General features: G+C 62.0%; 20 protein-coding genes. 9 read left to right on the plus strand and 11 right to left on the minus strand.

Features of this window, described 5'->3' with window-relative positions; all coding sequences use genetic code 11:
* Positions 1-20 precede the first annotated feature (20 nt).
* Genes DVK01_RS16750 through DVK01_RS16765 form a run of 4 tightly spaced genes read right to left on the minus strand, consistent with a single transcriptional unit; the run spans position 21 to position 4839 of the window.
* The gene (locus DVK01_RS16750) at positions 21-1472 is read right to left on the minus strand and encodes a lipopolysaccharide biosynthesis protein (RefSeq protein WP_101349808.1); all 1452 of its coding nucleotides are present in this window, start codon (positions 1470-1472) and stop codon (positions 21-23) included.
* A complete protein-coding gene (locus DVK01_RS16755) occupies positions 1472-2575 on the minus strand; it encodes a sulfatase-like hydrolase/transferase (protein WP_101349809.1) in 1104 nt (367 codons plus the stop codon). Before DVK01_RS16755 ends, DVK01_RS16750 begins: the two co-directional genes overlap by 1 nt.
* A gap of 39 nt (positions 2576-2614) precedes the next feature.
* Positions 2615-3910, minus strand: a complete 1296-nt coding sequence (locus DVK01_RS16760; RefSeq protein ID WP_101349810.1) for a sulfatase — start codon at positions 3908-3910, stop codon at positions 2615-2617.
* Between the two features lie 2 nt (positions 3911-3912).
* On the minus strand, positions 3913-4839 hold the full coding sequence (locus tag DVK01_RS16765; RefSeq protein WP_232794535.1) for a glycosyltransferase family 2 protein: 927 nt from the start codon (positions 4837-4839) through the stop codon (positions 3913-3915).
* Positions 4840-5150: 311 nt separating this feature from the next.
* Here DVK01_RS16765 and DVK01_RS16770 point away from each other — a divergent pair, with 311 nt between their 5' ends.
* From DVK01_RS16770 to DVK01_RS16780, 3 genes are all read left to right on the plus strand, one after another.
* Positions 5151-6851 (plus strand): glycosyltransferase family 39 protein, encoded by a 1701-nt coding sequence (locus DVK01_RS16770; protein WP_101349812.1) that lies wholly within the window; start codon positions 5151-5153, stop codon positions 6849-6851.
* 105 nt (positions 6852-6956) lie between these two features.
* Positions 6957-8096: a glycosyltransferase family 4 protein gene (locus tag DVK01_RS16775; protein ID WP_101349813.1), complete on the plus strand. Its 1140-nt coding sequence runs from the start codon at positions 6957-6959 to the stop codon at positions 8094-8096.
* Positions 8097-8260: 164 nt separating this feature from the next.
* Positions 8261-9697, plus strand: a complete 1437-nt coding sequence (locus DVK01_RS16780; RefSeq protein ID WP_101349814.1) for an oligosaccharide flippase family protein — start codon at positions 8261-8263, stop codon at positions 9695-9697.
* A gap of 13 nt (positions 9698-9710) precedes the next feature.
* Here the strand turns inward: DVK01_RS16780 and DVK01_RS16785 are convergent, their stop codons facing one another.
* Entirely contained in the window at positions 9711-11135 is a 1425-nt protein-coding gene (locus tag DVK01_RS16785) for a sulfatase-like hydrolase/transferase (RefSeq protein ID WP_101349815.1), read from the minus strand.
* Between the two features lie 125 nt (positions 11136-11260).
* Here DVK01_RS16785 and DVK01_RS16790 point away from each other — a divergent pair, with 125 nt between their 5' ends.
* The 3 genes from DVK01_RS16790 to DVK01_RS16800 all read left to right on the plus strand — a co-directional run bounded on the left by DVK01_RS16790 (position 11261) and on the right by DVK01_RS16800 (position 14945).
* Positions 11261-12442, plus strand: a complete 1182-nt coding sequence (locus DVK01_RS16790; protein WP_101349816.1) for a glycosyltransferase — start codon at positions 11261-11263, stop codon at positions 12440-12442.
* 68 nt (positions 12443-12510) lie between these two features.
* Positions 12511-13488: an alkaline phosphatase family protein gene (locus DVK01_RS16795; protein WP_101349817.1), complete on the plus strand. Its 978-nt coding sequence runs from the start codon at positions 12511-12513 to the stop codon at positions 13486-13488.
* 2 nt (positions 13489-13490) lie between these two features.
* Positions 13491-14945 (plus strand): sulfatase, encoded by a 1455-nt coding sequence (locus DVK01_RS16800; protein ID WP_101349818.1) that lies wholly within the window; start codon positions 13491-13493, stop codon positions 14943-14945.
* On the opposite strand, the gene DVK01_RS16805 is transcribed toward DVK01_RS16800, so the two are convergent.
* Positions 14936-15784, minus strand: a complete 849-nt coding sequence (locus DVK01_RS16805; protein ID WP_101349819.1) for a TrmB family transcriptional regulator — start codon at positions 15782-15784, stop codon at positions 14936-14938. The genes DVK01_RS16800 and DVK01_RS16805 overlap by 10 nt on opposite strands.
* Positions 15785-16112: 328 nt before the next feature.
* Here DVK01_RS16805 and aglJ point away from each other — a divergent pair, with 328 nt between their 5' ends.
* Positions 16113-17159, plus strand: coding sequence for an S-layer glycoprotein N-glycosyltransferase AglJ (gene aglJ, locus DVK01_RS16810; protein ID WP_121537661.1), 1047 nt, complete (start codon positions 16113-16115; stop codon positions 17157-17159).
* Between the two features lies 1 nt (position 17160).
* Here aglJ and DVK01_RS16815 read toward each other — a convergent pair whose 3' ends face one another.
* The gene (locus tag DVK01_RS16815) at positions 17161-17487 is read right to left on the minus strand and encodes a hypothetical protein (protein WP_101349821.1); all 327 of its coding nucleotides are present in this window, start codon (positions 17485-17487) and stop codon (positions 17161-17163) included.
* Between the two features lie 46 nt (positions 17488-17533).
* Positions 17534-17884, minus strand: coding sequence for a helix-turn-helix domain-containing protein (locus DVK01_RS16820; protein ID WP_101349822.1), 351 nt, complete (start codon positions 17882-17884; stop codon positions 17534-17536).
* A 136-nt stretch (positions 17885-18020) separates the two neighbouring features.
* On the opposite strand from DVK01_RS16820, the gene DVK01_RS16825 reads away from it, so the two are divergent.
* Entirely contained in the window at positions 18021-18440 is a 420-nt protein-coding gene (locus tag DVK01_RS16825) for a DoxX family protein (protein ID WP_101349823.1), read from the plus strand.
* A gap of 109 nt (positions 18441-18549) precedes the next feature.
* Positions 18550-20202, plus strand: a complete 1653-nt coding sequence (locus tag DVK01_RS16830; RefSeq protein WP_101349824.1) for a rhomboid family intramembrane serine protease — start codon at positions 18550-18552, stop codon at positions 20200-20202.
* Here DVK01_RS16830 and DVK01_RS16835 read toward each other — a convergent pair.
* The 3 genes from DVK01_RS16835 to DVK01_RS16845 all read right to left on the minus strand — a co-directional run bounded on the left by DVK01_RS16835 (position 20199) and on the right by DVK01_RS16845 (position 23605).
* A complete protein-coding gene (locus DVK01_RS16835; RefSeq protein ID WP_101349825.1) occupies positions 20199-20825 on the minus strand; it encodes an METTL5 family protein in 627 nt (208 codons plus the stop codon). The genes DVK01_RS16830 and DVK01_RS16835 overlap by 4 nt on opposite strands.
* Before the next feature lie 50 nt (positions 20826-20875).
* A complete protein-coding gene (locus tag DVK01_RS16840) occupies positions 20876-22435 on the minus strand; it encodes an ATP-binding protein (RefSeq protein WP_101349826.1) in 1560 nt (519 codons plus the stop codon).
* A 96-nt stretch (positions 22436-22531) separates the two neighbouring features.
* Complete coding sequence (locus DVK01_RS16845; RefSeq protein ID WP_101351418.1) at positions 22532-23605, minus strand: ATP-binding protein; 1074 nt, start codon at positions 23603-23605, stop codon at positions 22532-22534.
* Between the last annotated feature and the right edge of the window lie 2 nt (positions 23606-23607).

The raw sequence follows: 23607 nt of genomic DNA on the forward strand, positions 1-23607 counted from the left end.
CTCAGCCGCGCCCCACTGACTCAGTTCAGCACCGAGTCCAGTACCTCGGTGGCCTCGTCGAACGTCAGGACGCCGGAGACGTGGCTACCGAGCGCGTAGACGCCGAGGCCCACGAGCGGGAGGATGCTCAGGTCGATGAACCACGGCCCGTATGGTTCCAGCGCGAGCAACAACAGCGTCGTGCCGAGGCCGAGAGCGAGCACCCGGACTGCCGGGAACCCGGTGAGTGGCTTGAGACCGACGTTACGCGCCGCTACCACGTGAGTCACCGCCATGAGCCCGTATGCGGTTGAGGTGCCGATAGCCGCGCCGACGATGCCGATTCGCGGTATCAGCGCTAGGTTCAGGACGACGTTCACCACCACCGACGCGCCGGTCGCGAGCAGCAACTGCCGCAGGTGTCCCCCAGCCTGTAGCACCGGCCAGATGACCCGCGCAATGGCGAAGCCGAGCACGCCCGGCAGGAGAACCTGGAGCGGTCGGACGCTCGCCTCATACGGTTCGCCGAAGTACACGGTGAGGAACTGCTCGCCCAGGACGAACACGCCGGCGACGAGCAACACCGTGAGGACGACGACGTACCGGAGGAGCCGCGACAGCAGCGACGTGAGGCGGTCTATCCGCCCGTCGGCCCAGAGGTCCGCCGTCGACTGAATCATCACCATCTCCATCGCCACCGAGACGACCCACATGAACTCAGAGACCTGCAGTGCCGCCCGGTAGTGACCGGTTGTCGTTGCGTCCCAGAAGTGACTGACAAGCAGGATGTCGACCTTGTACATGCTTGTCAGGAGGAGCGTGAGTACCATCGACTGGGCCCCGAACCGAACGAGCGGCCGCGCGTAGGTCCGGAGAGCCAGGCTACGTATCGACGGGAGTACGCCGGCCTCGCGGAACGCAAGTGCCGTCGAGAGCAGGCCGGTGAGCAGGAACCCGGTCGCGAACCCGGCGAAGACACCCGGCACGCCGTACCCGGCCCCGGCCAGCCCGAGCCCCACGACGGCAAGGATGACCGACCGGGCCGGGACGAGCGGTTCGGCGAGTTCCTCCCGCTTGTAGGCGTGGAGCACGCCGCGCCCAAAGTAGTACAGCTGCTCCCCGACGACCGCACCGAGCATCAGGTACAGCGCCGTCTGGAGCGTCCCGTCGGTAAGCCAGGTTATGAGCCCGACCAGCGCCGGAATCCCGACGAGGAGGCTCCCGACGTGGAGTGCGAAGGACGTGGTGACAACGCTTGCTCGCTCCTCGCCGCGCTCCCGCGAGGCGTAGGTCTTGGTCGCCTCGAACAGCCCGAGGTTCAGTATCTTCCGGCTCGGGAGGAAAATCGCCATCACGAGCGCGTAGGTCCCGAACCCGCCTTCGCCGACGGTACGGACCAGCAACGGGATGAAGACGGCGAAGGTCAGGAGTCGGCCGAGGTCGCCGGTAAACACCGAGAGGTAGCCTTTCAGGATGCTGTCGTCATCGGCCATCACTCGACGTAACCGAGGTCGCGCATCTGCTGTTTGAGGTCCTCGTCGACGTCCTCGCGCTCGACGTCGACCGTCTCGCCGTTCCGCACCATCGACACGTCGGCGTCGCGGCTCACGATTTTCGTCTCGAAGTCCTGCCACGCGACGGTCGTCGTGCCGTGCCACGGGGCGATGGTGAGCGTCTGGTCTCGGGGCGTCTCGCGGACGTCTTTCCCGTGCCACTCGGACGGGATCTCGCCGCCGACTTCGGCAAGCAGCGACGGGGCGATGTCGAGGACGCTGAGTGGCTCACACAGCGAGAGGTCGTTCGTCGCCACGGGCACGGTGGTCAGCGCGTCGACCACCCGCCGCCGCTGTGGCTGGTGGAAGTAGTGTCCGTCCTCGCCGAACTCGTCGCCATGGTCCGAACTGAACACCACGAGCGGCTCCGACGAATCCACCGAGTCGACGAGGCGCTCTATCTCGGCGTCCGCCCGAGAGAGGGTCTGGCGGTACTTCCGCGTAATCGTCTCCTTCTCGTCGGCAGTGAGCTTCTCAGGGGCGAACAGCGCCTTCCGGTCTATCTCCTTGGGCACGGCGTCGTCGCCGAGGCCGTACGGGCGGTGGGTGCCCATCATGTGGAGCCACATGAACCGCGGGCCCGACTCGTCGTTGAACGCCGCGATGGCGTTGTCGATGAGTTCGTCGTCCGGGAGCCGGTTCGATAGCTTCGCGTGGGGCGGCCGGAAGCGGTGGTAGACCTTCCGGATGAGGTCGAACTGTGAGGCGAACTGTCGGAGCGGGTTGCCGCGGTTGCCCGCCTCGCAGTAGTTCTCGTAGACGTCAAATCCCGCGTCGAACCCGAACCGCGGGTCAGTGTGGGGAGACGAGGAGAGGCCAATCGTCGTGTATCCGGCCTGGGAGAAGGCTTCGGCGACTGTCGGGGACATCGCGCGGGACTCGATAGCCCCCTGGTACGAGGCGGTCAGAATACTGGCGAGGCTCGGTCGCGTGTAGTGGGCCCCGGTCACGCCCCGGTGGTTCGAGAACGTAGAAACGAACTCCATCGCGTCTAGGAAATCGTGACGGACGGAGTCCGCAGTAACGAAGATGACATCCCTCATTGCTACCAGCACCGATTGAGAAACACTTGAGTCCTACGGTCAGTCCACGTAGCCGAGGTCTTTCAGCATCTCTTGCGTGTCGGCATCGATGTCCTGGTCGCTGACGTCGCTGCCGGCGCTGTCCCACGCCTGGAGCTTCTCGCGGAGGTCGTCGTACGGCGTCCCGTCCGTCGCGCCGGCGGCGACGAGGTCGTTCGTCTCCTCGGGGTCCGCCGAGAGGTCGTACAGTTCGTGCTCGGTCCCCTCGCGAATGAGCTTCCACCCCGGCGTGCGGAGGCCGATGGACTCCGCGAACTCCGGATAGGCGGTCAGGAACGCGTCTCGGTCTCCCGGCGGCGTCCCGTCGTCGTTCACGCGGAGGCTCCGCCCCTCGAACGCGTCCGGGACCTCGACGTCCAGCAGGTCGAGCACCGTCGGCGCGATGTCGATTGTCCGGACCTGGTCGGAGACGGTCTCCGCGTCGATGTCCGGGTGGTGGAACGCGAGCGGGACGTGCAGTTCCTCGTCGTAGAGCTGGCGGCCGTGGCCCGTGTAGCCGTGGTCGTCCAGCGCCTCCCCGTGGTCGGCCGTGAGAATCACGAGCGTCTCCTCGCGGAGGTCCCGCGCTTCGAGTTCGTCGAGTACCTGCTGGACGTACCCGTCGACGAGCTTCATCGCGGCCGTGTACTCGTCGTGCGTGTCGAGGTCGCCGCGGTCGTAGTTCCGCGGTTCGTGCATGTCGAAGTAGTGGACCCAGCCGAAGAAGGGGCCGTCGACGCGGTCTAGCTGCTCGACGGCGTCCTGTGTCACGCTCTTTGCCGTCCGACAGTGCAGTCTGATGAGTCCCGTCTGTCGCAGGAGCGACTTGAGGTTCCACTGCTCGGTCCCGACGTCTTTCACCGCACCGAACACCGTGTTGAACGTCTTCGTGTCGTATATCCGGCTCAGAATCGGGTACAGCGTATCGTAGGAGCCGCCGCCGTCACAGTACTCGTCGAAGCCCCGGCCCAGCCCCGAGTGCTCGTCGCTGAGGTGGTCGACGCTGACGACGCCGAACGTGTCGTGGCCCGCGTCCTGTACCGACTCCGCGAGGACGGGGATAGACTCGTCGAGCCCCCAGCCGTTCTCCTGGACGCCGTGGGTGTGGGGGTACGAGGCGGTCATGAACGACGTGAGGCTCGGGTCGGTGGTGTTTGCCACGGTGAACGCCCGGTCGAAGTACAACCCCTCGGTCGCCAGCCGTTCGAGCGTCGGGACGATGCCCTCCGAGATGCCCCGCTGGAGCCAGTCTTCCCGGAGACAGTCGATGCTGACGAGCAGTACGTTCTCGATAGCGTGTGAGTCGAAATCTTGCATTGTCAGTCCTCACCGATGATGGCGTTGACGCGGTACGGTCGCTCGTCCCGGTACTGCTGTTTCACTATCATCTCCGCGAGGAACCCGAACATCACCAGCTGGACGCCGAACAGGACCAGCGCGACGGTCAGGATGAGCCGCGGGACGTGCGGTGCCAGCGACTGTCCGAAGGCGTACTTGAGAAACACCATGTGTGACCCGATGAGGCCGCCGGCCGTCATCAGGACGAGCCCGATACCGCCGAAGAAATGCGACGGCCGGGTGGAAAACCGGTTCCAGAAGACGTGAAACAGGAGGTCGACGAACCCCTTGACCAGCCGCTTCATCCCGTACTTCGTCTCCCCGGCGGTTCGCGGCCGGTGGTCGACGGGCAGTTCCGTTATTTTGTACCCTCGCTTGTGGAGCTTCGCCGGGATGTACCGGTGGCCCTCGCCGTAGAGGTCTATCTCCTTCAGCCCCGCAGCTCGGTAGGCGGTCAGCGTGCATCCGAAGTCGTGAATGTCCGGCCCTGTCAGCTTCGCCAACCGTGTCTGTATTGCCGACGGAATAGTTTTCGAGAGCGGGTCGTCGCGGTCGCGCCGCCAACCGCTGACGCAGTCGTACCCCTCTTCGAGTTTCGTGAGGAGCTTCGGGATGTCTGCCGGATTGTTCTGCCGGTCGGCGTCCATCGTCACGATGTATTCCCCTATCGAGTAGTCGATTCCGGCAGCCAGGGCCGCACTTTGCCCGAAGTTACGTCGAAGTAAGACTCCTGTCACTTCGTCACGGTCCGTCGCGATCTGCTGTATCGTCTCGGCCGTCCCGTCCGTACTCCCATCGTCAACGACAACTATCTCGTATGGGCCGTACGTCGTATTCTCACGGAACGTAGACTGGATCTCGTCGACTAGCGGCTCCAGATTCTCGGACTCGTTATATGCAGGAAGCACAATAGACGTTTGGACGTCACTGTCGGTATCTGTCGCTGATACGGCCGACCCGTCCGGTAGACTCCCTGTTTTTGCCATTCTGAGGGTCTGTATGTGCTACAAGATGCGCATTTATTAACAGTTGCCATTTGCTACCTGCTCAAATTATGCCGATACCGCGAACATCCCGATCATTAGTCCTTTAGAGTGGTTTTCAGGCTGACACTCCCCTGATGAAGAGACGTATACAAAATCAACACGCATGCCTGTAATCGGGGTGCTGTCTCCCGGAACCGTACAGACTATTACAGTCAGTGGTCAATCACGAGGAAATGCCCTCTATCCTGTGGAACAGAATCAGCAAGTCGGTCCGACGTGAGCCGTTTGTGCCGCTCATCGCGCTCGCTGCGTTCCTGCTGATGGTCTTCGGTACCTGGCGACTGCGGCCGCATCTGACGTTTCCGGACGAAACCGGCGCTATCGAACTCGCTCTCAGGATGGGATACGAGCAGAACCCCTTCATCGATAACTTCCGGAAAGGCGGGAACCTCCACCTCTACCTTCTGGCGCTCTCTTTCGTCCCGGTGACGCTGTACTGGCTTGTGACCGGACAGTTCGGCGACATCATGTCGGGCGCAGCCAGCGTCGGAAGCTCGCCGAGCTGGGGTGTGTCTCCCGACCTTCTCACAGCCTTCTACGACGTGCTGTTCGCCGGTCGGCTTGTATCTGTCTTGTTCGGTGTCGGGACTGTTGTCGTCCTCTATTACCTTGGTAGAGAACTACTGGACCGCCGTGCCGGAATCCTCGCGTCCGTTTTTCTCACGACTTCTGTCGGGTATGTCCTCACCGCCCACTACGCTACTGAGGACGTCCCGATGACGTTCTTCCTCATGCTCGGATTCCTGCTAACGGTTCGTGCGTTTCATTCGAGAGAGACCAGAACGTTGTTGGCTGCCGCACTGGTCGCTGGTTTAGCAGCGTCGACGAAGGCAACCGCCGGGCTCCTCGTCTTGCCTATTGCTATCGTCATCATCGAACGCCACTGGGACGAATCGGGGACCGTCGGTGAGTTCATCAAAGCGGTTTGGAGGTACCCGACGCTAACTATACTCGGTTACATCGCCACGACCCCGTCAATCTTTTTCCATCCAGTGTCGTGGGCCGATGAGATTTCTCGGTACGTCGTCCGCAGTACGAGCGACTCCGTCTCGTACAACTGGTCTGACCCCGGGTGGCTCATTCAGCTTGCACACCTCGCCGAAGGACAGGGCATCGTACTGTTCCTGTTTTCGATACTGTCCGTACTACTCGTCATCGCTTTCCTCTTGCGAGGCACCCTTGACAGTGCGGTCTGGTTGTTGCTTCTCTATGCTATCCCGTACTTCGCAGTCATCACTCAGGGGAACATGACACAGTTCCCGCGTGTGATGCCGTTATTCCCGGTTCTCGCGGTCCTCGCCGGCGTCGCCGGGTCCGATCTGACCCGATCCGATCGCTCAATGCGCGTGGTCGGCATCGGATTTCTCACGCTCGTCGTCGTCTTTTCGGGCGTACACACTGTCGCCGGTGTCGCCGATGTCAGCCAGTCCCGGCAGGAGGCAACTGAGTGGACACACGCGAATCTGGATAGCGCTGATACTGTCGACGTGTATTCCCAGCGCGTGTACCTCCCGGAGTTCCCCGAAGAAGCGACCGTGAACCGGTACGTCATTCATTCGACGTTCCCTCGCGAGGAGTGGCAGCCGGGGCTTGAACGACTGGACTGTAACGCGCCCGAGTACGTCGTGCTCTCCAGTTACCACTACTTCCGCTTTTTCAAGGATCCGTCCGTGTACCCGGGTGTGACTGAACGCATGTCGGCGCTGTTTGCCGAGGAGGACTACGAAATCGTCCGGACGTTCGGTCCGCCGGTGGACACCGAACTCAGCGCGGAGCGAAAGTTCAGAGACAGCGCCGGACTTTCGTCGTTCCCCGAAGACGGAAACCCGACTATCGTCGTGCTAAAGCGGATAGACGATGAACCGGCTTGCTAATGACAACTATATGTCGAAATCACTCCCCGGGACCCGTTCTCTCCGCCCACAGACACTACAGAGTAGCCAGCGAATCACCCGTGACACCGAACGAAAGTGGATTCTATGACTGACGAATCACTCCCGAGTGTCTGCGTCGTGACCCATCCCCTCGCCGCTGCTGGCGAGAACGCCACACGAAGCCTGCTCGACATCCTGTCGGCTGTGACATCGGTCGCGCTCGTGACGGCTGATCTGCCGGCTGATTCCGAGATTCGCGACCGGCACGAACTCGTCGAGCTCACGCAGAAAGGCGCGGGCGACTCCGTCGTCACCGCCGCCGTCCGGTTCCTGTTGAACCAGCTCCGGATGTGCCGCGTCATCGCCGACCGTGACGAAGACGTAGTCCTGTTTTTCGGCGCAACGTCGTACCTGCTTCCCATTATCGCGGCTCGGTTGCTCGGTAAAACGGTTCTCGTCGAACCCCGCGGTGATGTGCCGCTGACGCTCCGGCTGAACTGGGAACAGCAGTTGCCGGACCCGGTGGCTGCCGGGCTCGCCAGTGCCGTCCGTGCACTTGAACGAGCCGGCTTCGCCGCGGCTCACGGGGTCATCACATACACGCCCGAGATGGCCCGCCAACTGGACCTGCATCCGGAATCCCCGACCGTGTATCCGACGGGGGCGCGCTACGTCCGGACGGATGAATTTCGCGTCCAGCAGCCCTACGCCGACCGCGACCGCATCGTCGGGTTCCTCGGTCGGCTTGACGAAGAAAAGAACGTCCGCGAACTCGCTGCTGTCGCCACAGAGCTACCCGACGACGTGACCTTCCGGTTCATCGGCGACGGTGACCTCCGGGAGTGGCTGGAAACCGAACTCGCGTCTGAAATCGAGCGCGGCGCAGTCGAACTCACCGGCTGGGTGGATCACGACGATGTGCCCGACCAACTCAACGATCTCTCGCTGCTCGTGTTGCCGTCACAGCCGACGGAGGGACTACCGACGACAATACTGGAAGCGCTGGCCTGCGGAACGCCGGTACTGGCCTCACCGGTTTCGGGCGTTCCAGACGTTGTCCGCGAGGGCGAAACCGGCTTCCTGCTTGATTCACGGGAGCCGCCGGCGCTTCGACAGACTATACTCGATAGTCTGGACCGAGACGATCTTGACAACATCAGCGAGAACGGACGCAACCGAATCGAGACTGAGTACAGCTTTGAGGCGGCCTGTGAGCGGTACAGGTCGATACTCAAGCGGCTGTAGGTGTGCTATCTTGCTGATTGGCCAGCGTTCCGATAGTCGGCACGTCACCTATCGCCTCACAGGCTGATTAGGCGCGTTACCACGGTATACGCTGATTTACACACCCACTCACAGAGATATCAACAAGTTCTAATAACGTCTTGTCCATCTCCTGATGCATACGGATGCGAATCGGACAAACATCGTTCATCTCTTTCGTTTCGAAGGGGCTCTCTTCTGCGGCCGGCTTCATCGCCACGATCCTGTTCGCACGATTACTCGGTGCGGAAGTCCTCGGGAGATACTATCTCTTGCTCTCTATCGTTGCGTGGCTCTCGCTTCTGGGATCTATCGGAATCGGCAGCGCGATTACGAAACGGGTCAGCGAGGGGACGGACATAGGGGAGTACAAGCTTGCGGGGGGGCTCACAATTGCAGCCATCGGTGGCGTAATCATTGTCGGTCTGTTGCTGTTTCAGGACGTCGTCACCAGCAGCTTTGATGTCGACCATATCGGGTTCGTAATTATCCTTCTCGCGGTTGGACTACTCGGGTCGTACGTCGATGCGATGCTCAACGGGGCCCACATGGTCCACGTCGCGGCGGTGCTCAAGGTTGCACGACGAATCGCCAGGACGGTCCTGCAGGTCGGAGGTGTACTTCTCAGCTTCGGATTGACTGCGCTCGTCATGGGGTATGCGCTGGGTGGCCTCGTCCTCGTGGTCGCCGGGCTCTACGTTCTCGGTGGACCGTACAACCTTCCGGAGAAGAAACACTTCGAGCGTCTCGTCGACTACGCGAAGTACGCTTGGATGGGGCGGCTCGAAGGGAAAACGTTCCAGCAAGCCGACGTTATCATTCTCGGGCTGTTCGTGCCGAGTTCGCTCGTCGGCGTCTATGGGATCACCTGGAACATCGCGAACTTCCTCATTATCTTCAGTACGTCGATCAGTGGCGCGCTGTTTCCAGAACTGAGCAAGCTGTCGGTAGACGATCGAGACCAACAGGTCGCATCCCTCGTAGAGGATGCGCTCTCGTACACCGGGTTGGTGACGATACCCGGTCTCGTCGGCGGGCTGTTGTTGTCCAATCGCATCCTTCGAATCTACGGTGACGAGTTCGTACAGGGGGCACAGGTCCTCGGGCTGCTTATTCTCTCTGTGTTGTTCTACGGCTACCAGAAGCAGTTCACGAACGCGCTCGGGGGGATCGACCAACCGAAGGCGGCGTTCAAGGTAAACGGGATACTGATCGCCTCGAACGTGACACTGAACGCGGCGCTTGTCTATACCATCGGTATGACCGGGGCTGCGCTGGCGTCCGCGCTGTCTTCGCTCCTGAGCCTGATCGGTGGCTATCTCATCCTTGGCAGACATCTCGACTTCAGTGTTCCAGTCACCGAAATCTTGCGACAGATTGGTGCGACGGTAGCGATGGGGATACTCGTCACCGTTCTCAACGGTGTGCTAACGCGGGCGAACGAACCGTTCCCCAACGAGGTCGCGACGACCGCACTTATCATCCTTGGGGCGGCCACCTATTTCGCAGTGTTAGTGTCTATCTCGTCTCAGTTCCGGACTGTAGTCCTCGACAACATCCCGCAAGTCGCTTCACTGCGATAACCGGTGAAGCTGATTACCGGAGATAGCCCAGCTCTTCCAGCTGTTTTTCGACATCATCATCAAGCGCCTGTCCGTCCTTCTGATCCTTCCGAACGCCCTTAGTTTCGAAGCTGTCGTAAACGGCTCCCAGAGACGATTCCTCGTCGTCTCGCGGATAGGACACCTGAGCGTTCTCTATCAGTATCGTTCGCGCCGTCGATCCGTGGTCGGCGACCTTTCTGACGCGGTCGCCGTCCTGTCGATAGACCGCTCGCCACGGGCCGCCGTATTTCGACCGGTCCTGACACGCTGCCGGTAACACTCGTTCCGGCTGTTCGAGACGGTGGGTCATGGCAATCGCATGATCGTCGACGGTGAACGATCCACGCTCGCCGTCGATCTCGTTTCTGACTACGTCGGGGAACCGGGTGAGGCTCGCGATCCGGTTCTCGACGACGCCGTCTGACTCGCCCGGCCGGCTAACGACGAGCGGGACGTGCGTCTGTACCTCGCTGATCCCCCAGCTGTGGTCCGCGACCTGAACACTGGGGTCGATACGACTTCGCTCGCCGAATCCCTCGCCATGGTCGCTTGTGATGACCAGCAGTGTTTCGTCTAGATCGCCTCGGTCCCTGAGCGCCGCTGTGAGGGACTCCATCGCGGCATCGAGTTGCCTGATACACCCGTCGTAGAGACTCTCCACCGCCCGGAGCTTCCACCAGTCCCCGTCGGTGGCAATCTCTCGTGACGGTGGGGCCGGCAGGGAATCGTGGAGGGCCTGTAACTCGTCGCCACCCCACTGATCGTACTCCGCGCCCGGCTCGTACGGGTAGTGTGCGCCCATCAGGTTGAGACACGCCGCCCATGGCCCGTTCCGGGACCCTGACCAGTCCAGAAACGAATCGATGTATTCAGTGGCTGACTCGTCTTCCGCCTCGGTTCCGCCGTCGTAATACTGGAAGTACAGCCCGTTGATCACCGACCGCAGCGGCGCATCGCTGTTGAAACACCGAGTGAGGTACTCGCGGTTCGTCTGATGCCCTTCGACATCTGAGGGTGCGATTCCCTCCTCAAAGTAGCGGTGACCCGGGTCCTGTCGCGGCCCGTCGACAGTCTGGAACGGTTCGACGAGGTTCGAGGAGACGCTGACGACGACGTTTGGGGTGAAGACACCCGTCTCATAGCCGTAGTCGTCCGCGAGCTCGCGCCAGATCGTGCTCTCCGGGTCCAGTTCCGATTCGTGCTTGGTCACGCCGTGCTCAGGGACGTGATAACCGGTAAAAATGCTCGCGTGGCTCGCAACGCTGTGAATACTCGGCGCACGCGCCTGTTCGTACACCTCTGCCTCGTCGGCGAACCGTTCGAGAAACGGCGTCGTCCGGGCACCGTACCCGTAGAGACTCATGTTTTTCGCCCGGACGCTATCGAGAATGACGAGGAGAACGTTCGGCGGATCCATTGTGTTGAGTGACCGGAGTGGCAATAATATGTCTTTCGTGAACTGCGGCGCGTAAAATACCGAGCGTGATCAATGCCAAAACGCCAGATATAACGGTTAACTCCACCACTGCTCCACCACCACTCATGCCGCGGGTTCTCGTCGGGCCGACCAAGGCGGATATGTCCAACGACGAATACGGGAAGAGCTACAATCTCTTGAATAATCTCTACGACGACGACTTTACTGTCGACACGTACACGCGGACGGTCTCCGACCGGCTTGACCCCGAAAACGTCACTGTGTACCCGCTCGGTGGCGCTAACCGGATCGCGTACTACGTGAAGTTGTACCGGACGCTTCTGGGAGATTTACGCACTGGTCCTGTAGACATATACCACCATATGAACCTTAGCTATCGGTGGTTCAATCCGCTTCTGGTTTCGGGCCTTCAGGGAGACGTCCCGATCGTCATCGGACCATGTCAGGCGGGACACGCGATTATGGCTGAGGAGTTCAACCGCATGGTCTCCTCGTGGGTGGGGTCGGATCTGCCGCGTCCACTTACGGACCCGCTACACGCGGCTGTCGACGCAACGCGTGACGCGGTTCTGGACCCGCCCCGGATGGAACTATTCGAGCGAACGCTGGAAGCCGCTGACCGGGTCGTCGTCGTCCACGAGGAAGCTCGGGACGTGTACGCCGAGTTGGTCGACGAGTCAAAGCTCCGGACGATCCCGCTCGGCGTGGATCCGGATCTCTTCGAGTACAGCGAGCCTGCCGACTCCAAGGTGCTCGTGGCTATCGGGAGTCTCAGGGAACGGAAGGGCTACGATATCCTGTTCGATGCACTTGACATAATCCGACAGGAGCATCCAGATGTCCATCTCAACATCTTCGGTGATGGGCCGCTGGAAGACGAACTGCACGAGCAGGTTGAGCACCTCGATCTGGAGGAGAACGTCACGTTCCACGGGTACGTCGACCAGTCAATCGTCCGGGAACACCTGTCGCAGGCGCGTGCCTTCATCCACCCGTCCCGGTCGGAGAGCTTCTCCCTCGTCCGTCTGGAAGCGATGTCAACCGGCTGTCCGGTGGTCGTCACCGATATATCCGGGGCGCGCGAGATGGTCCGCGACGGGGAGGAGGGCTTTGTCGTTCCGACAGAGTCACCGGAACCAATCGCAGACGCCGTCACCACCTTGCTCTCCGATTACGAACTCACGAAACATATAGCCAGACAGGCACGAGACCGTGTTGAGGAGAAGTACGACTGGCAGAAAATCGCGGAGGAGTACCTCGACCTGTACCGTTCGCTGTCTGGCTAAGGTCGCACCGACGTCTATCGCGTGCATCGAAAGGTCTTAAGCCGTCGACTGAGACGTTCGAGGTAAATATGGTCCTCGTAGTGCTGGGTATCGATGCACTCGACCCGGAACTAGTAGACTCGACGGCACATCCGAATTTGACGCTCGCTGATCACCACGCTATCGAGACGATCAGGAGCGTCGAGGGCGGCCCCAGCACGCACGAACTCTGGCCGACGATCATTACCGGCCTCAGGCCACCGGAACACGGGATCACGCTCGACAACGGCGTCGCCTGGGAGAACCCTGCCCTCCGATTCGGGAGCGCTGCCGCGGATTACCTCCTCCCGTCGGGGCTGCAGACGCGTCTCGGGGCGTGGCTACTGAATAACACCGAACAGGACGCGTTTCGGATCCCGGCGACGTATTACGAGGAGAACGGCCTGTCGACAGTGTTCGACGGCCGAGAGGCGGCACCAATCGGCATCCCGAACTACGTGATCGACCCGGACACCGAGGACCGCGAGCACAGCCTTCGGCGAAACCTCGGCGACCTCTTCGAGCGCGACCTCGAAGCGAAAGGCGGGCACTCGTCGACGGACCCGGCGCTGTTCTACGAGCAGTGCCTCGAAATGTCGATGGTTCGCCTCGCTCGCGCACGACGGGCGCTCAGAGGCGGCCGACACGAACTGGTGTTTGCATACACGAGCGGGCTCGACCTCGTCGGCCACGTCGCGTACGAACAGCCATCGCTGCAGGACCGCGCCTACGAGGAACTCGACGAGTTCGTCGGCGAGGTCCGTGACGACCTCGGTGACAACGACGAGCTACTGCTCGTCAGCGACCACGGTCTGCAGGACGGGGTCCACACCGACGAGGCGATGATTGCGGGGACCGACGCGGCCATGGTCGACGCGATCGAGAGCGTCGTCGACGTCCGTGCGGCCATCGAAGCAGAACTCGACGGGACCGACCACACGTCGACGCCGCAGGTGACGGCGTCGCACGACGGCGACCGGTCAGGGGAGGAAGTCAAGGAGCATCTCGAAGACCTCGGGTATATGTAGCTATGTCGGACGATCCAAACGTCTTGCTGGTCATCCTCGACAGCGCCCGGGCACAGAACCTCAGCGCCTACGGCCACGTCAACGAGACGACGCCGTTTCTGGACTCCTTTGCCGCGGAGCGGGCGACACTGTACGAGCAGGCCCGGGCCCCCGGTGCGCGGAGCGTCACGAGCCACGCGAGCATCTTCTCCGGTCTACACGTCGAAGAACACGGCGTCGTCTCGGCGGGCCACCGGCTGGACCCCTCGGCGTCGGTATTCTCGCAGTTGCGCGAGGACGGCTACGAAACGGGCGTGTTCACCGAGAACGACTGGCTGACGGCCGTCGATGTCGGACTCCGGGACGGGTTCGACGAGGTCGTCGGTGCACGGAACGTCCCGTTCCCGGGCGCAGTCAATCCCCACGAGTTCGTCTCGAACGAGGGGCGGGGCCAGTACGCGGAGTTCGTCAAACTCGCGCTAACAGACGACGCGCCGCTCCGGTCGCTGGCAAACGGTGTGGCGACGAAACTCCAGTCCGATTACAAGCGGCTCCTCCCGGACAGCGTCAGAGCGTCGACGCCGGCGGACGTCTACGTGGATTCGCTGCTGGACTGGAGCGACCGGCAGGAGGGGCCGTGGGCGGCGTGTCTCAACCTGATGGACGCACACATTCCGTACGAACCGATGCCCGAATACGACCAGTGGGGCGGCTCGGAGGCGTCGTCGCTGCAGGCCTCCTTCGAGGACCAGAAGTGGGACTTCAACGGCGGCCACCGGCCGTGGTGGCAAAAGAAGGCGGTGGAGTCGTTGTACGATGGGGCGATTCGCCAGATGGACGCGGAGCTCGAACGGTTGGTTTCGGCACTGGAACAGCGTGGCGAACTCGAAAACACCCTCCTCGTCATCACGAGCGACCACGGTGAAGGATTCGGCGAACGGAGCGACGTGCGGCCGGGCGTCCGGGTCGCAGAGCACGGCGTCACGATTCACGACAGCGTGCTCCACGTCCCGCTCATCGTGCGCCATCCGGGCCAGACCGAACCCCAACGGGTCGACGGTCCCGCGTCGCTGGTCGAATTTCCGCGGGTCGTGAATCGGCTTCGAGACGGAGACCGGCAGCCGGCCGGCTTCTGTCCTGACGGGCCGGTCCTCGCCACTGCGGTCGGCCTCGACGAACCGCTGCAGGAGCGTGCCGGTGCGTACGTCGACGACCTGTCGCCGTGGACTGCCACGTCGCGAGCGGTGTTCGAAGACGATAGCGAGGGCGTTGTCAAGTACTGTACTAGCCGCGACCACGCCGCCACAGTTGTCAGCCGCGACGCCCAGACGTCCTACAAGGTTTCCGACGACGGTGCGGAACACGTCGACCGTGCGTTCGAGTCGATAAAGGAACGCGACGTCAAGACGGCGGGCGAGGACTTCGACGACCTCGACGACAGGACATACCAGCGACTGGAGGACCTTGGCTACGTCTGACGGGCCGTGTCGACGCTCTCATACTCCCAGATCAGATCGAAGTAGCGCTGCATCCCAGCGACGAACGAGCCGTTGTCCGTGAGTGCGGCCTGCCGCATGTGGTTGGGAACGTCCGGCTCCTCGACCAGTAGAATCGCCTCACCGCTGTCGTAGTCCATGCTCGGATCGACGAGCGTCCCGCGCCAGGGGAGTTTCTCCGTGCTGAATCGCAGGTCGACAGCAGGGTACTCCGAGGCCAGTTGGTCGACGATGTCGGCCTGAACAGCAGCCTTCTCCGCTGGTAGCTCGTCGGGATGCAAGAAGAGAACGCTGACCTCGACTCCACGGTCGAGTGTCTCCGCCAGTGCGCGTTCGACGCTATCGAGGTAGGCGAAGCTATTGGTGATGACACGAAGCGTCGCTTCGGCGTCATCATACAGCCGGCGGGTCTCGCGTTCGCTTGGTTCGCCCACGTCGACGACGTGGAACAGTTCTGCCGTCGGCGAGATGTCTTCGCTTGCCCGTTCAAACCGTGGTTCGTACTCGGCGAGGAAGGCTTCGCGGTAGGAGTCGATGTCTGTGGCAAACGATTCGTATGATTGCCTGCGGTTCTCGACGGCCCGGTCGAGGATTTCGCCAGGCGATTTCGGCTGGTACTCTTTGGGACGGCCGGGAATCACCTTGATGAATCCGCGGTCGGAGAGCGACTCCAGCACGCCGTAGACGCGGGCCTTGGGGATGCTGCTCGCTTCCGCGAGATTCGGGGCCGTCGTTCGGCCGAGCGAGAGCAGCTGTTCCAGCGCTGTCGCCTCGTATTCGGTCAGCCCGACTAGGTCGAACACGTCCGCAGGGTCGCTCATACACGCTCATGTGTGGCAGGGAATGTAAAACGCGTCGCCCGCCGCCCAAATCTATTAGTGGGTGGCGGCGAGTAGTTACTCGCAGAGTGAGTAACATGACTGCGACATCCCAGACAGAGGAAGACGATCACCTGGCAGACATCGAAGACGGCTGTGGCTGTGCGGAGGTCTGGGAGCACATGAGCGAGCAGCGCAACGACTGACACGGCTGTTGTCAGCGCTTCCTGGCAGTCACCGCTTTTTTATCGGCGACTGCGAGAATCTGACCGAAAACCCGCACGCGGGCAGACCCGCATTTATTTGTCTTCGCGTGGATGACGTTGAGTCAATGGCCGACCGAGACGACGTCTGTATACTGTTGCCGACGTTCAACGAGGCAGAGACCATCGAGTCGGTCGTGTCCGGGTTTCGTGAGCAGGGCTTTACCAACGTTCTCGTCATTGACGGCGGCTCGACCGACGGAACACAGGAGGCTGCCGAGTCAGCCGGCGCGCGAGTCGTCGAACAGTCCGGCTCGGGGAAGGGGCAGGCCGTCAGAGAGGCGGTGACGCGTCACATCGAGCAGCCGTACGTCCTGATGGCCGACGGCGACGCGACCTATCGGCCCGACGAGGCGGACAGGCTACTCGAACCGCTGTTGTCAGGCCAGGCCGCCCACGTCATCGGAAACCGGTTTGCGGATATGCGACCCGGCGCGATGACGAAACTGAATCAGATCGGCAACCGCATCATTAACAGTGCCTTCGAAACGATTCACGGACGGGACCTCACCGATATCCTCTCCGGGTATCGAGCCTTTACGCGCCAGTCCTTCCAGCGGAGCTCGCTGACGGCTTCTGGCTTCGGTATCGAGACGGAGATGGCCGTCGAGTGTGTCAAACACAATATCTCGACGACGGTGGTGCCGATCACCTACCAGCCCCGGCCCGACGAGTCCGACACGAACCTCCGTCCGTTCCGGGACGGCGCGACAATCATCCTGACGCTGTACCAGATGGCAAAGACCAACAATCCACTGTTTTATTTTGGGAGCGTTGGCCTCGGGAGCACTGTGGTCGGGTTCCTCCTCGGCGCGTACGTGGCCTATGACTGGGTCGTCAACAGCATCTCACACGAGGTGATCGCAGTTGTCGGCTCGTTCGCCATTCTGCTGGGGATTCAGCTCCTCATGTTCGGCGTCCTGTCTGATATGCTCGTGGCGGTAAACCGCGAACAGACACGCCGTCTAGAGGACATTGCTGTCCAGCTCACACACGAGACCCGCGATCAGCCGGCGGACGTGTTCAACGACCAGCCGGTCGGTGACGCGGAGGGCACCGGAGAGAGTGATACAGAGACAACGCCAGCGGTCTCTCCGCACCAGCCCGACGAGTAGTTTAGAACGGGACCAGCGCGCGGAGCTGGGAGAGCAGACTGTTTCTGGTTGCTTCCCGTTTGCGCTCGAATATCGGATGGAGATCGTTGAGTAGCTCCTGCTCGTTGTCGAATTCCGTGGCGTTCGTCTCGTCAAGCGCCTCGGCGACGGTCATCGAGTGGCCCGACGCGTCGAACGGGACCGTGATGTGGCCGGCGGCGTCCCGGACCTCCCTCGCGGTCGCGGGATACTCGATGTCCACGTCCGACAGGCGGGCGTCGAGTGCCGCGATACCGAACTCGATGACGTCTGGCTCGTCGCTGTTATCGGCTGGTGGCCGTACTCCCATTGGTAAAGCGATGGGGCCGGGGGATAGAAAAGTCTGCGTTGTCCAGTCAGTTCTTGCACCCGGCCAGCCACTCCTCAGCCCAGTCCTCGATTTCGTCGAACACCGGACAGAGGGATTCACCCTTTGACGTGAGTCGGTAGTACGTCGCGACTGGCGCGTCTTCTTCGAGCCGTCGGTCGACAAAGTCCATCTCCTGGAGATCATCGAGGACCCGCGAGAGGGTACGAGAACTGGCATCGGTGGCCCGTTTGAGTTCGTTGAACCGCTGTTCGCCGTTCTGGAGTTCGTGGAGCACGACCAGTCGCCAGCGCGACCCGATCTGTTCCAGTGACTCGATGACGGCACACGGCCCGCTCTCCTCTTCCTCGTCCGCGGCAGTGAATACTTCAGATGACATCAGTGCTACCTGGTATCCCCATTGTCCGGGAACGTACAAATAGGTTCGGATACGAACCAAGTAACGTAATGAAACCACTAATCGCGGTTCGACAGTCTCGTAGCGAAACGACTCCGGCCATGGAGGTGAGCGCCTGATGGCGTTTGAGTCCGCCGGAGCGGGCGAGCTGTTCTTGCTGGGCCGACTCCTGTTCGGTGGGGTGCTTGCCTTCATGGGCCTGAACCACTTCCAGAACGCCGGCCAGATGACGCCCTACGCGGCGGCAAAAGGGCTCCCGGCACCCGCGGCGTCGGTCTACGGGAGCGGCGGATTGCTCCTCGTCAGCGGCGTCCTCGTCATCCTCGGCGCGTACCCCGTCATCGCGGCCGGGGCGCTGGCGACGTTCCTCGTCGCTTCCGCCGTCATGATGCACAACTTCTGGGCGGTCCCGGACGAGCAGGTACAGGACGAGATGACGCAGTTCCTCAAGAACATCGCCCTCGCCGGCGGCGCGCTGTCGCTGCTTGCGGTAGCTGGTACGTCGTGGCCGTACAGCGTCGGCCTGTCTATGTTCTGAGGTCCCGCGTCTACCACAGTCGGTTGCCTTCGCCCAGCACCATCAGTCACTGTTGGCGAGTGACACCTGTCGCCATCCATAAGCCGTCGCGTACCCGAACTGTGCGTGAATGATGCAGTCGCTGCCGACGCCGGCCATGCCCGCGTGGCTCCCATGGCAGGAAGCGGTCGTCCTCGTCGTGGTGCTTGTCATCCTTCTTGCCGTCCGCCGACTCTCGGGTGTACGACTGGGCGATGGTGTACGGGCGCGACTCCTGCTTGGGGTCCCGTGGGGGACGCTGGTGACAATTGCGGGTGTCACGGCGGTGTACCTGTTCCTGCAGGGCGCATGGTGGCACCCGCGGGACCCGCTTGTGACCCCGTTCCGGACGTGGTCGTACTTCTACCCGTTCGGGATGCTCACGGGGGCGTTCACTCACGGCAGTCAGGGCCACATCACGGGCAACCTCATGGGCACACTGGTGTACGGAACGGTCGCGGAGTACGTCTGGGGCCACTACCCTCGCAAGCGGGGTGTCCAGACCTTCACGTCGCTTCGGACGAACCCGTTTGCCAGGATTCTGGTTGTTCCCGTCGCCATGTTCGTCGTGGGTGTGTTCTCCGCGGTGTTCGCTATCGGGCCGATTGTGGGCTTTTCCGGCGTGGTGTTTGCCATTGCCGGGTTCGCGCTCGTGACGCGGCCGACGCTGTTTCTCGGTGCATTTCTCGGAACCCGCGTGCTCGACCTCCTGTATTCGGCACTCCGATATCCGGTGTCGACGGCCGCTGGCCAGACCCGGTTTGTGACGCCGTGGTGGTCGAACATCGCTATCCAGGGGCACGCTATCGGCATACTCGCAGGCGTCGTCGTGGCGCTCGCGTTGCTTCGGAGCCGGGACGAACACCCGGACATGTTGCGGGTGTTCTTTGCGACGCTCGTGTTCGCCGTCGCACAGGGCCTCTGGGCGGTGTACATCCCGCTCGGCAGCGGCCGGTTTCGGTTGTTCCGCTGGGCTGGGACGGCACTGGTGTTTCTCCTCGCGCTCGTCGTCGCCGCCGCGACCGTCGGCTCTGACCGGCGCCTTCGCCCGTCGTTCGACCGCCACCCGGCATCACTCGCAGTGATAGTGCTGCTCGTCGTCCTCGGTGCACTGAGTCTCGCTGCCGTCCCGACGAACGTCGTCGACCTGCAAGCGGACCAGCTCCCCGAAGACGGCATCGAGGTCAGAGACTACGTGGTGGCCTATGACGAGAACGTTCCGAACGCGTACTTCGAGAGTATCTGGGTGCCTACGCAGCAAGCGGAGACAACCGTCAACGCCAGCGGCGTCATCGTCGCTAGTGCAGAGCGGGAGGTCTGGATCGCCGCCGTCCAGCCGGGTCAGCTCGCAGTTAACGGCAAGGAGCGTGTCACGGTCGGTGGCTCGACCTGGCGTGAATCGGTGTACGCGAACCGGACGGACTGGTCGGTGCTTGGCAATGCCAGCGTCTACCGGGTTCAGCTCAGGCGCGAGAGGGGCCAGTCTCGGACCGCGTACACCTCGGAGCCATCGACGGCGGACGTGATACTCGACGGGCGGAACGTGACCGTGGCGGCCCGGCAGAACGGATTCGACGTGGTCGTAACACGGGGGAATGAAACGGTCGGGCAAGCACCGCTTCCGGCGAACATGACGCGGACGCGAATCGGCGGGCTGACCTTCGAGCGGAACCGCTCGCGGCTGTACGCGGGGACAGATGGGACTCGTGTGAAGATTGCGGAGCGCCGCCAGCAAGCGGCCTAGGTCCAGTCGATGCGGTACACTTCTGCGGTAATCGCCTGACGGTCCGATTCGTGGAACTCGAACTGTCGCGGCAGGTCGAACTCCGTCTCGAAGGCATGGGTCACTTCGCCGCCGTTGTCCCCGGCGAAGGATTCGACGAACGACTGGCTTCCGTCGTTGTGAATCGAGTACGACACGGCTGCGATGGACGCAGCAGTTTCGAGGAACCGTCGGTCGGCGTGTTCGTTGTCCGACTGCGCGCCGAAGGGCGGGTTCATCACGACGGTCGTTTCCTCGACAGGCGGGGACAGCGGAGCGGTGGTGGCATCTGCCCGAACCCACGACACTGGGGTCGTCGAACCGACCTTCCGCTCGTTTTTGCGCGCCGTCGACAGCGGCGCGGGGTCGATGTCCAGCCCCACAACCCGCGCCGGCGACCGCAACGCTGCACCCAGCGCCAACATCCCGGTGCCACAGCCCAGATCGACGACCATCCGTCCCTGAATGTCGCCTTGAAGATCCGCAGTATGGACCAGATGGGCCGCCAGATTCGGCGGAGTCCGGTACTGTTCGAGACTGGCCCGCGGATTGTCGAATCCGGCGACAACGGCGAGTTGCTGGGCGAGCGCACTCTTTGTCGGCATTACCTGAAATACGCAGAAATCATTCAAAAACGTTTGGAAATGCCCACTGGTTATGCTACCGGGAGCGTAACGACGAACTCGCTGCCGCCGAGGTCGCTGTCTTCGACCCAGATGTCGCCGCCGTAGTTGTTGACCATCACCGACACGAAGTACAATCCGAACCCTGTCCCCGTCGACTCGGGTCCACGCTCTCCCTTCTCGAAGATTGCCTCACGCTCTGCGGGCGGTATCCCGGGTCCGTCGTCAGCGATGCGAAGATGGACCATCGAGCCGACGCGGTCCGTCGTCACCTCGATTGTGGTGCCTGGACCGCCGTGCTCGACAGCGTTCGTCAAGATATTTCCGACGACATCGTCGAGGAGGTCGTCAGCCACGACCACGGTATCGCCATGGATGTCTGTTCTGAGCGTACAGTCTTCAGCCATTGAAACCGCTTTTTTCGTTGCCCCTTCGACGACCGGCCCTAATTCTATCGTCTCTGCCTCGGTCAGCTCATCGTCTGACATCGTGCTCAGGACGCTCCGGACCTTCTGTGTGAGGTCGACGATGTCCTGACTCCAGTCCAGAATCGTCTCGGCGTAGGCCGCCTGTGTCCCAGTAAGTGCATCTGCCAGCGTTTCTGCGCGCGCCTCGATGACTGTCATCCCGTTGAGGATGTCGTGCCTGAGAATACTGTTGAAAAACTCCATTTGCTCTTCGCGGCGCTTGAGATCCGTGATGTCCGTCCCCTCGACGATTACCTTCTGGACGGTCCCGTCGACCATTACCGGCCGGGCCACGACGGCGGTCGAGATACGCTGGCCGTCTGCACCGACATGCTCGGCCTCGAACCTGACCATCTCGCCCTCACTCGCCCGCTCAACAGCGTTCTGGCAACGGCACGCTACTTCGTCACTGTGGTTCCACCAGGGCGTTTCCCAGAACAGTTCCCCGAGGACGGCGTCGTCATCGGCGTCGATGAATCCGAGGGCTGTTGTGTTCGCCCTGAGAAGGTTTCCGTCAGCGTTGAGAATACCGATGAACGTCTCCGGTGAGTTGAACGTCGCTTCCAGCAGTCGCTGGCTCTGCTCGCGTGTATCAACAGCTAGCTCGCGTTCGATCTCTGCTTCGACCCACTGCGTGAGATGTTCGAACAGCGTCTGCTGCCAGTCCGAGAACTCCGAAATCGACTCGCTGTCGTTGACGAAACACAGCGTTCCGTACTCCGCCCCGTCCGCCCGCAACGTCGCGCCGACGTAGGCCTCTAGTCCGAACCGCTCGTAGGCAGGGTCAGTCGCCATTTCCTCACTTGCGTTGGTGACTATGTACATCCCGGATTCGCTGAGGGTGTGTCTACAGTACGTCTCGGAACGTGGTGTCTCGTCACCCGCCGTAATCGTGGATTGTAGACCGCTACTGGCGACGATTTCGTGGCTGTCGCCAGCGATCACTGCGATGTGTCCGTTCGGAAACCCGAGGTGTTCTCGACCGACGGCCAAAACTGGCTCGACGCGCTCCCGAAACGAGGTTCCGCTGGCCGCCATCGCCGCAGTGAGGTCCTGCATAGCCGCAAGATAGCGATCCTGTTCTTCCGGGTCGCTACCCTCGGCACCGTCCAGCGGATCATTCATAGCCGGAGACTCGACCTCCCCGGAATTGAACATTCGGCCCCGTTTCTCAGAAGCTGAAATGCGGCTGACCGGTAACAGTGTGGCAATCGATTCCCTCTACGGAGTCGCGTGTGGGAGTTCGATATAAAACGCTGCGCCACCAAGGTCGCTGTCCTCGACCCAGACATCGCCACCGTAGCTCCGGACCATCGTGTCCACGAAGTAGAGCCCGAAGCCGGTGCCGCCGGACTCAGAGCCCTTCTCGCCGCGCTCGAAGATGCGCCGGGCCTCGCTGCTCGGAATGCCGTCCCCGTCGTCGGCGAGACAGACTGTGACAACCCCGTCCTCGACCCTCGTCGTCACATCGATGGTCACATCGGCACCACCGTGTTCGACTGCGTTGAGAAAGAGGTTCGCGAACACGTCGTCGAGCAGTTCGTCGGCGACGACGGTAACGGCCTCCGATTCGACGGTGACAGTACAGTCGTCACCGACCGACCGGGCGCGCTCCGCCGCGGCCGTGAGGACGGCCTGTAGCTCCCGGTGTTCGTGGCTTCGCCCGTCCTCGTCGGTGACCGTCTCCAGCACTGACCGGACCTTCTCCGTGAGGTCGATCAGGTCGTCGCTCCACTGGACGATGGTCGACGCGTACTCGCGTTCCTGGCTGTCGAGCGTGTCTTCGAGGAGTTCGCCGCGTGCCCGAATGACGTTCATCCCGTTGAGGATATCGTGTTGCAGGATGCTGTTGAAGAAGTCCATCTGGTCTGTCTGGCGCTGAATCGCACGCTGCTGGCGGCTCCTGACGACTGCGTACCGGAGTGCCCTCACGAGTCGGTCACCGTCCAGATCCGCTTTCGGCAGATAGTCCTGTGCGCCGCGGTTGATCGCTTCGATAGCCATCTCCCGGTCCTGCATGCCCGTGAGAACGATGATCGGCACTCCCCTGACCATCTCGGTTGCCCGGTCGAGTGTCGCGAGCCCTGTTGACTCGGGGAGTCCGAGGTCCAGCAGCACCACGTCGTAGGCTGTGTCCGGCTGTTCACCGACCGGCGCCAAGGACTCGACGTGGGAAATCGTCACGTCATCGACGAAGTGCGCTACGGCTGGCGAGTTCAGGTGATGCTCGACGAGCTGAGCGTCGCCCGGATTGTCTTCGACGAGGAGCACGTTGAGGTGTATCGTCTCAGTCATCG

Source organism: Haloarcula sp. Atlit-120R (assembly GCF_003665885.1).
Taxonomy (GTDB): Archaea; Halobacteriota; Halobacteria; order Halobacteriales; family Haloarculaceae; genus Haloarcula; species Haloarcula taiwanensis.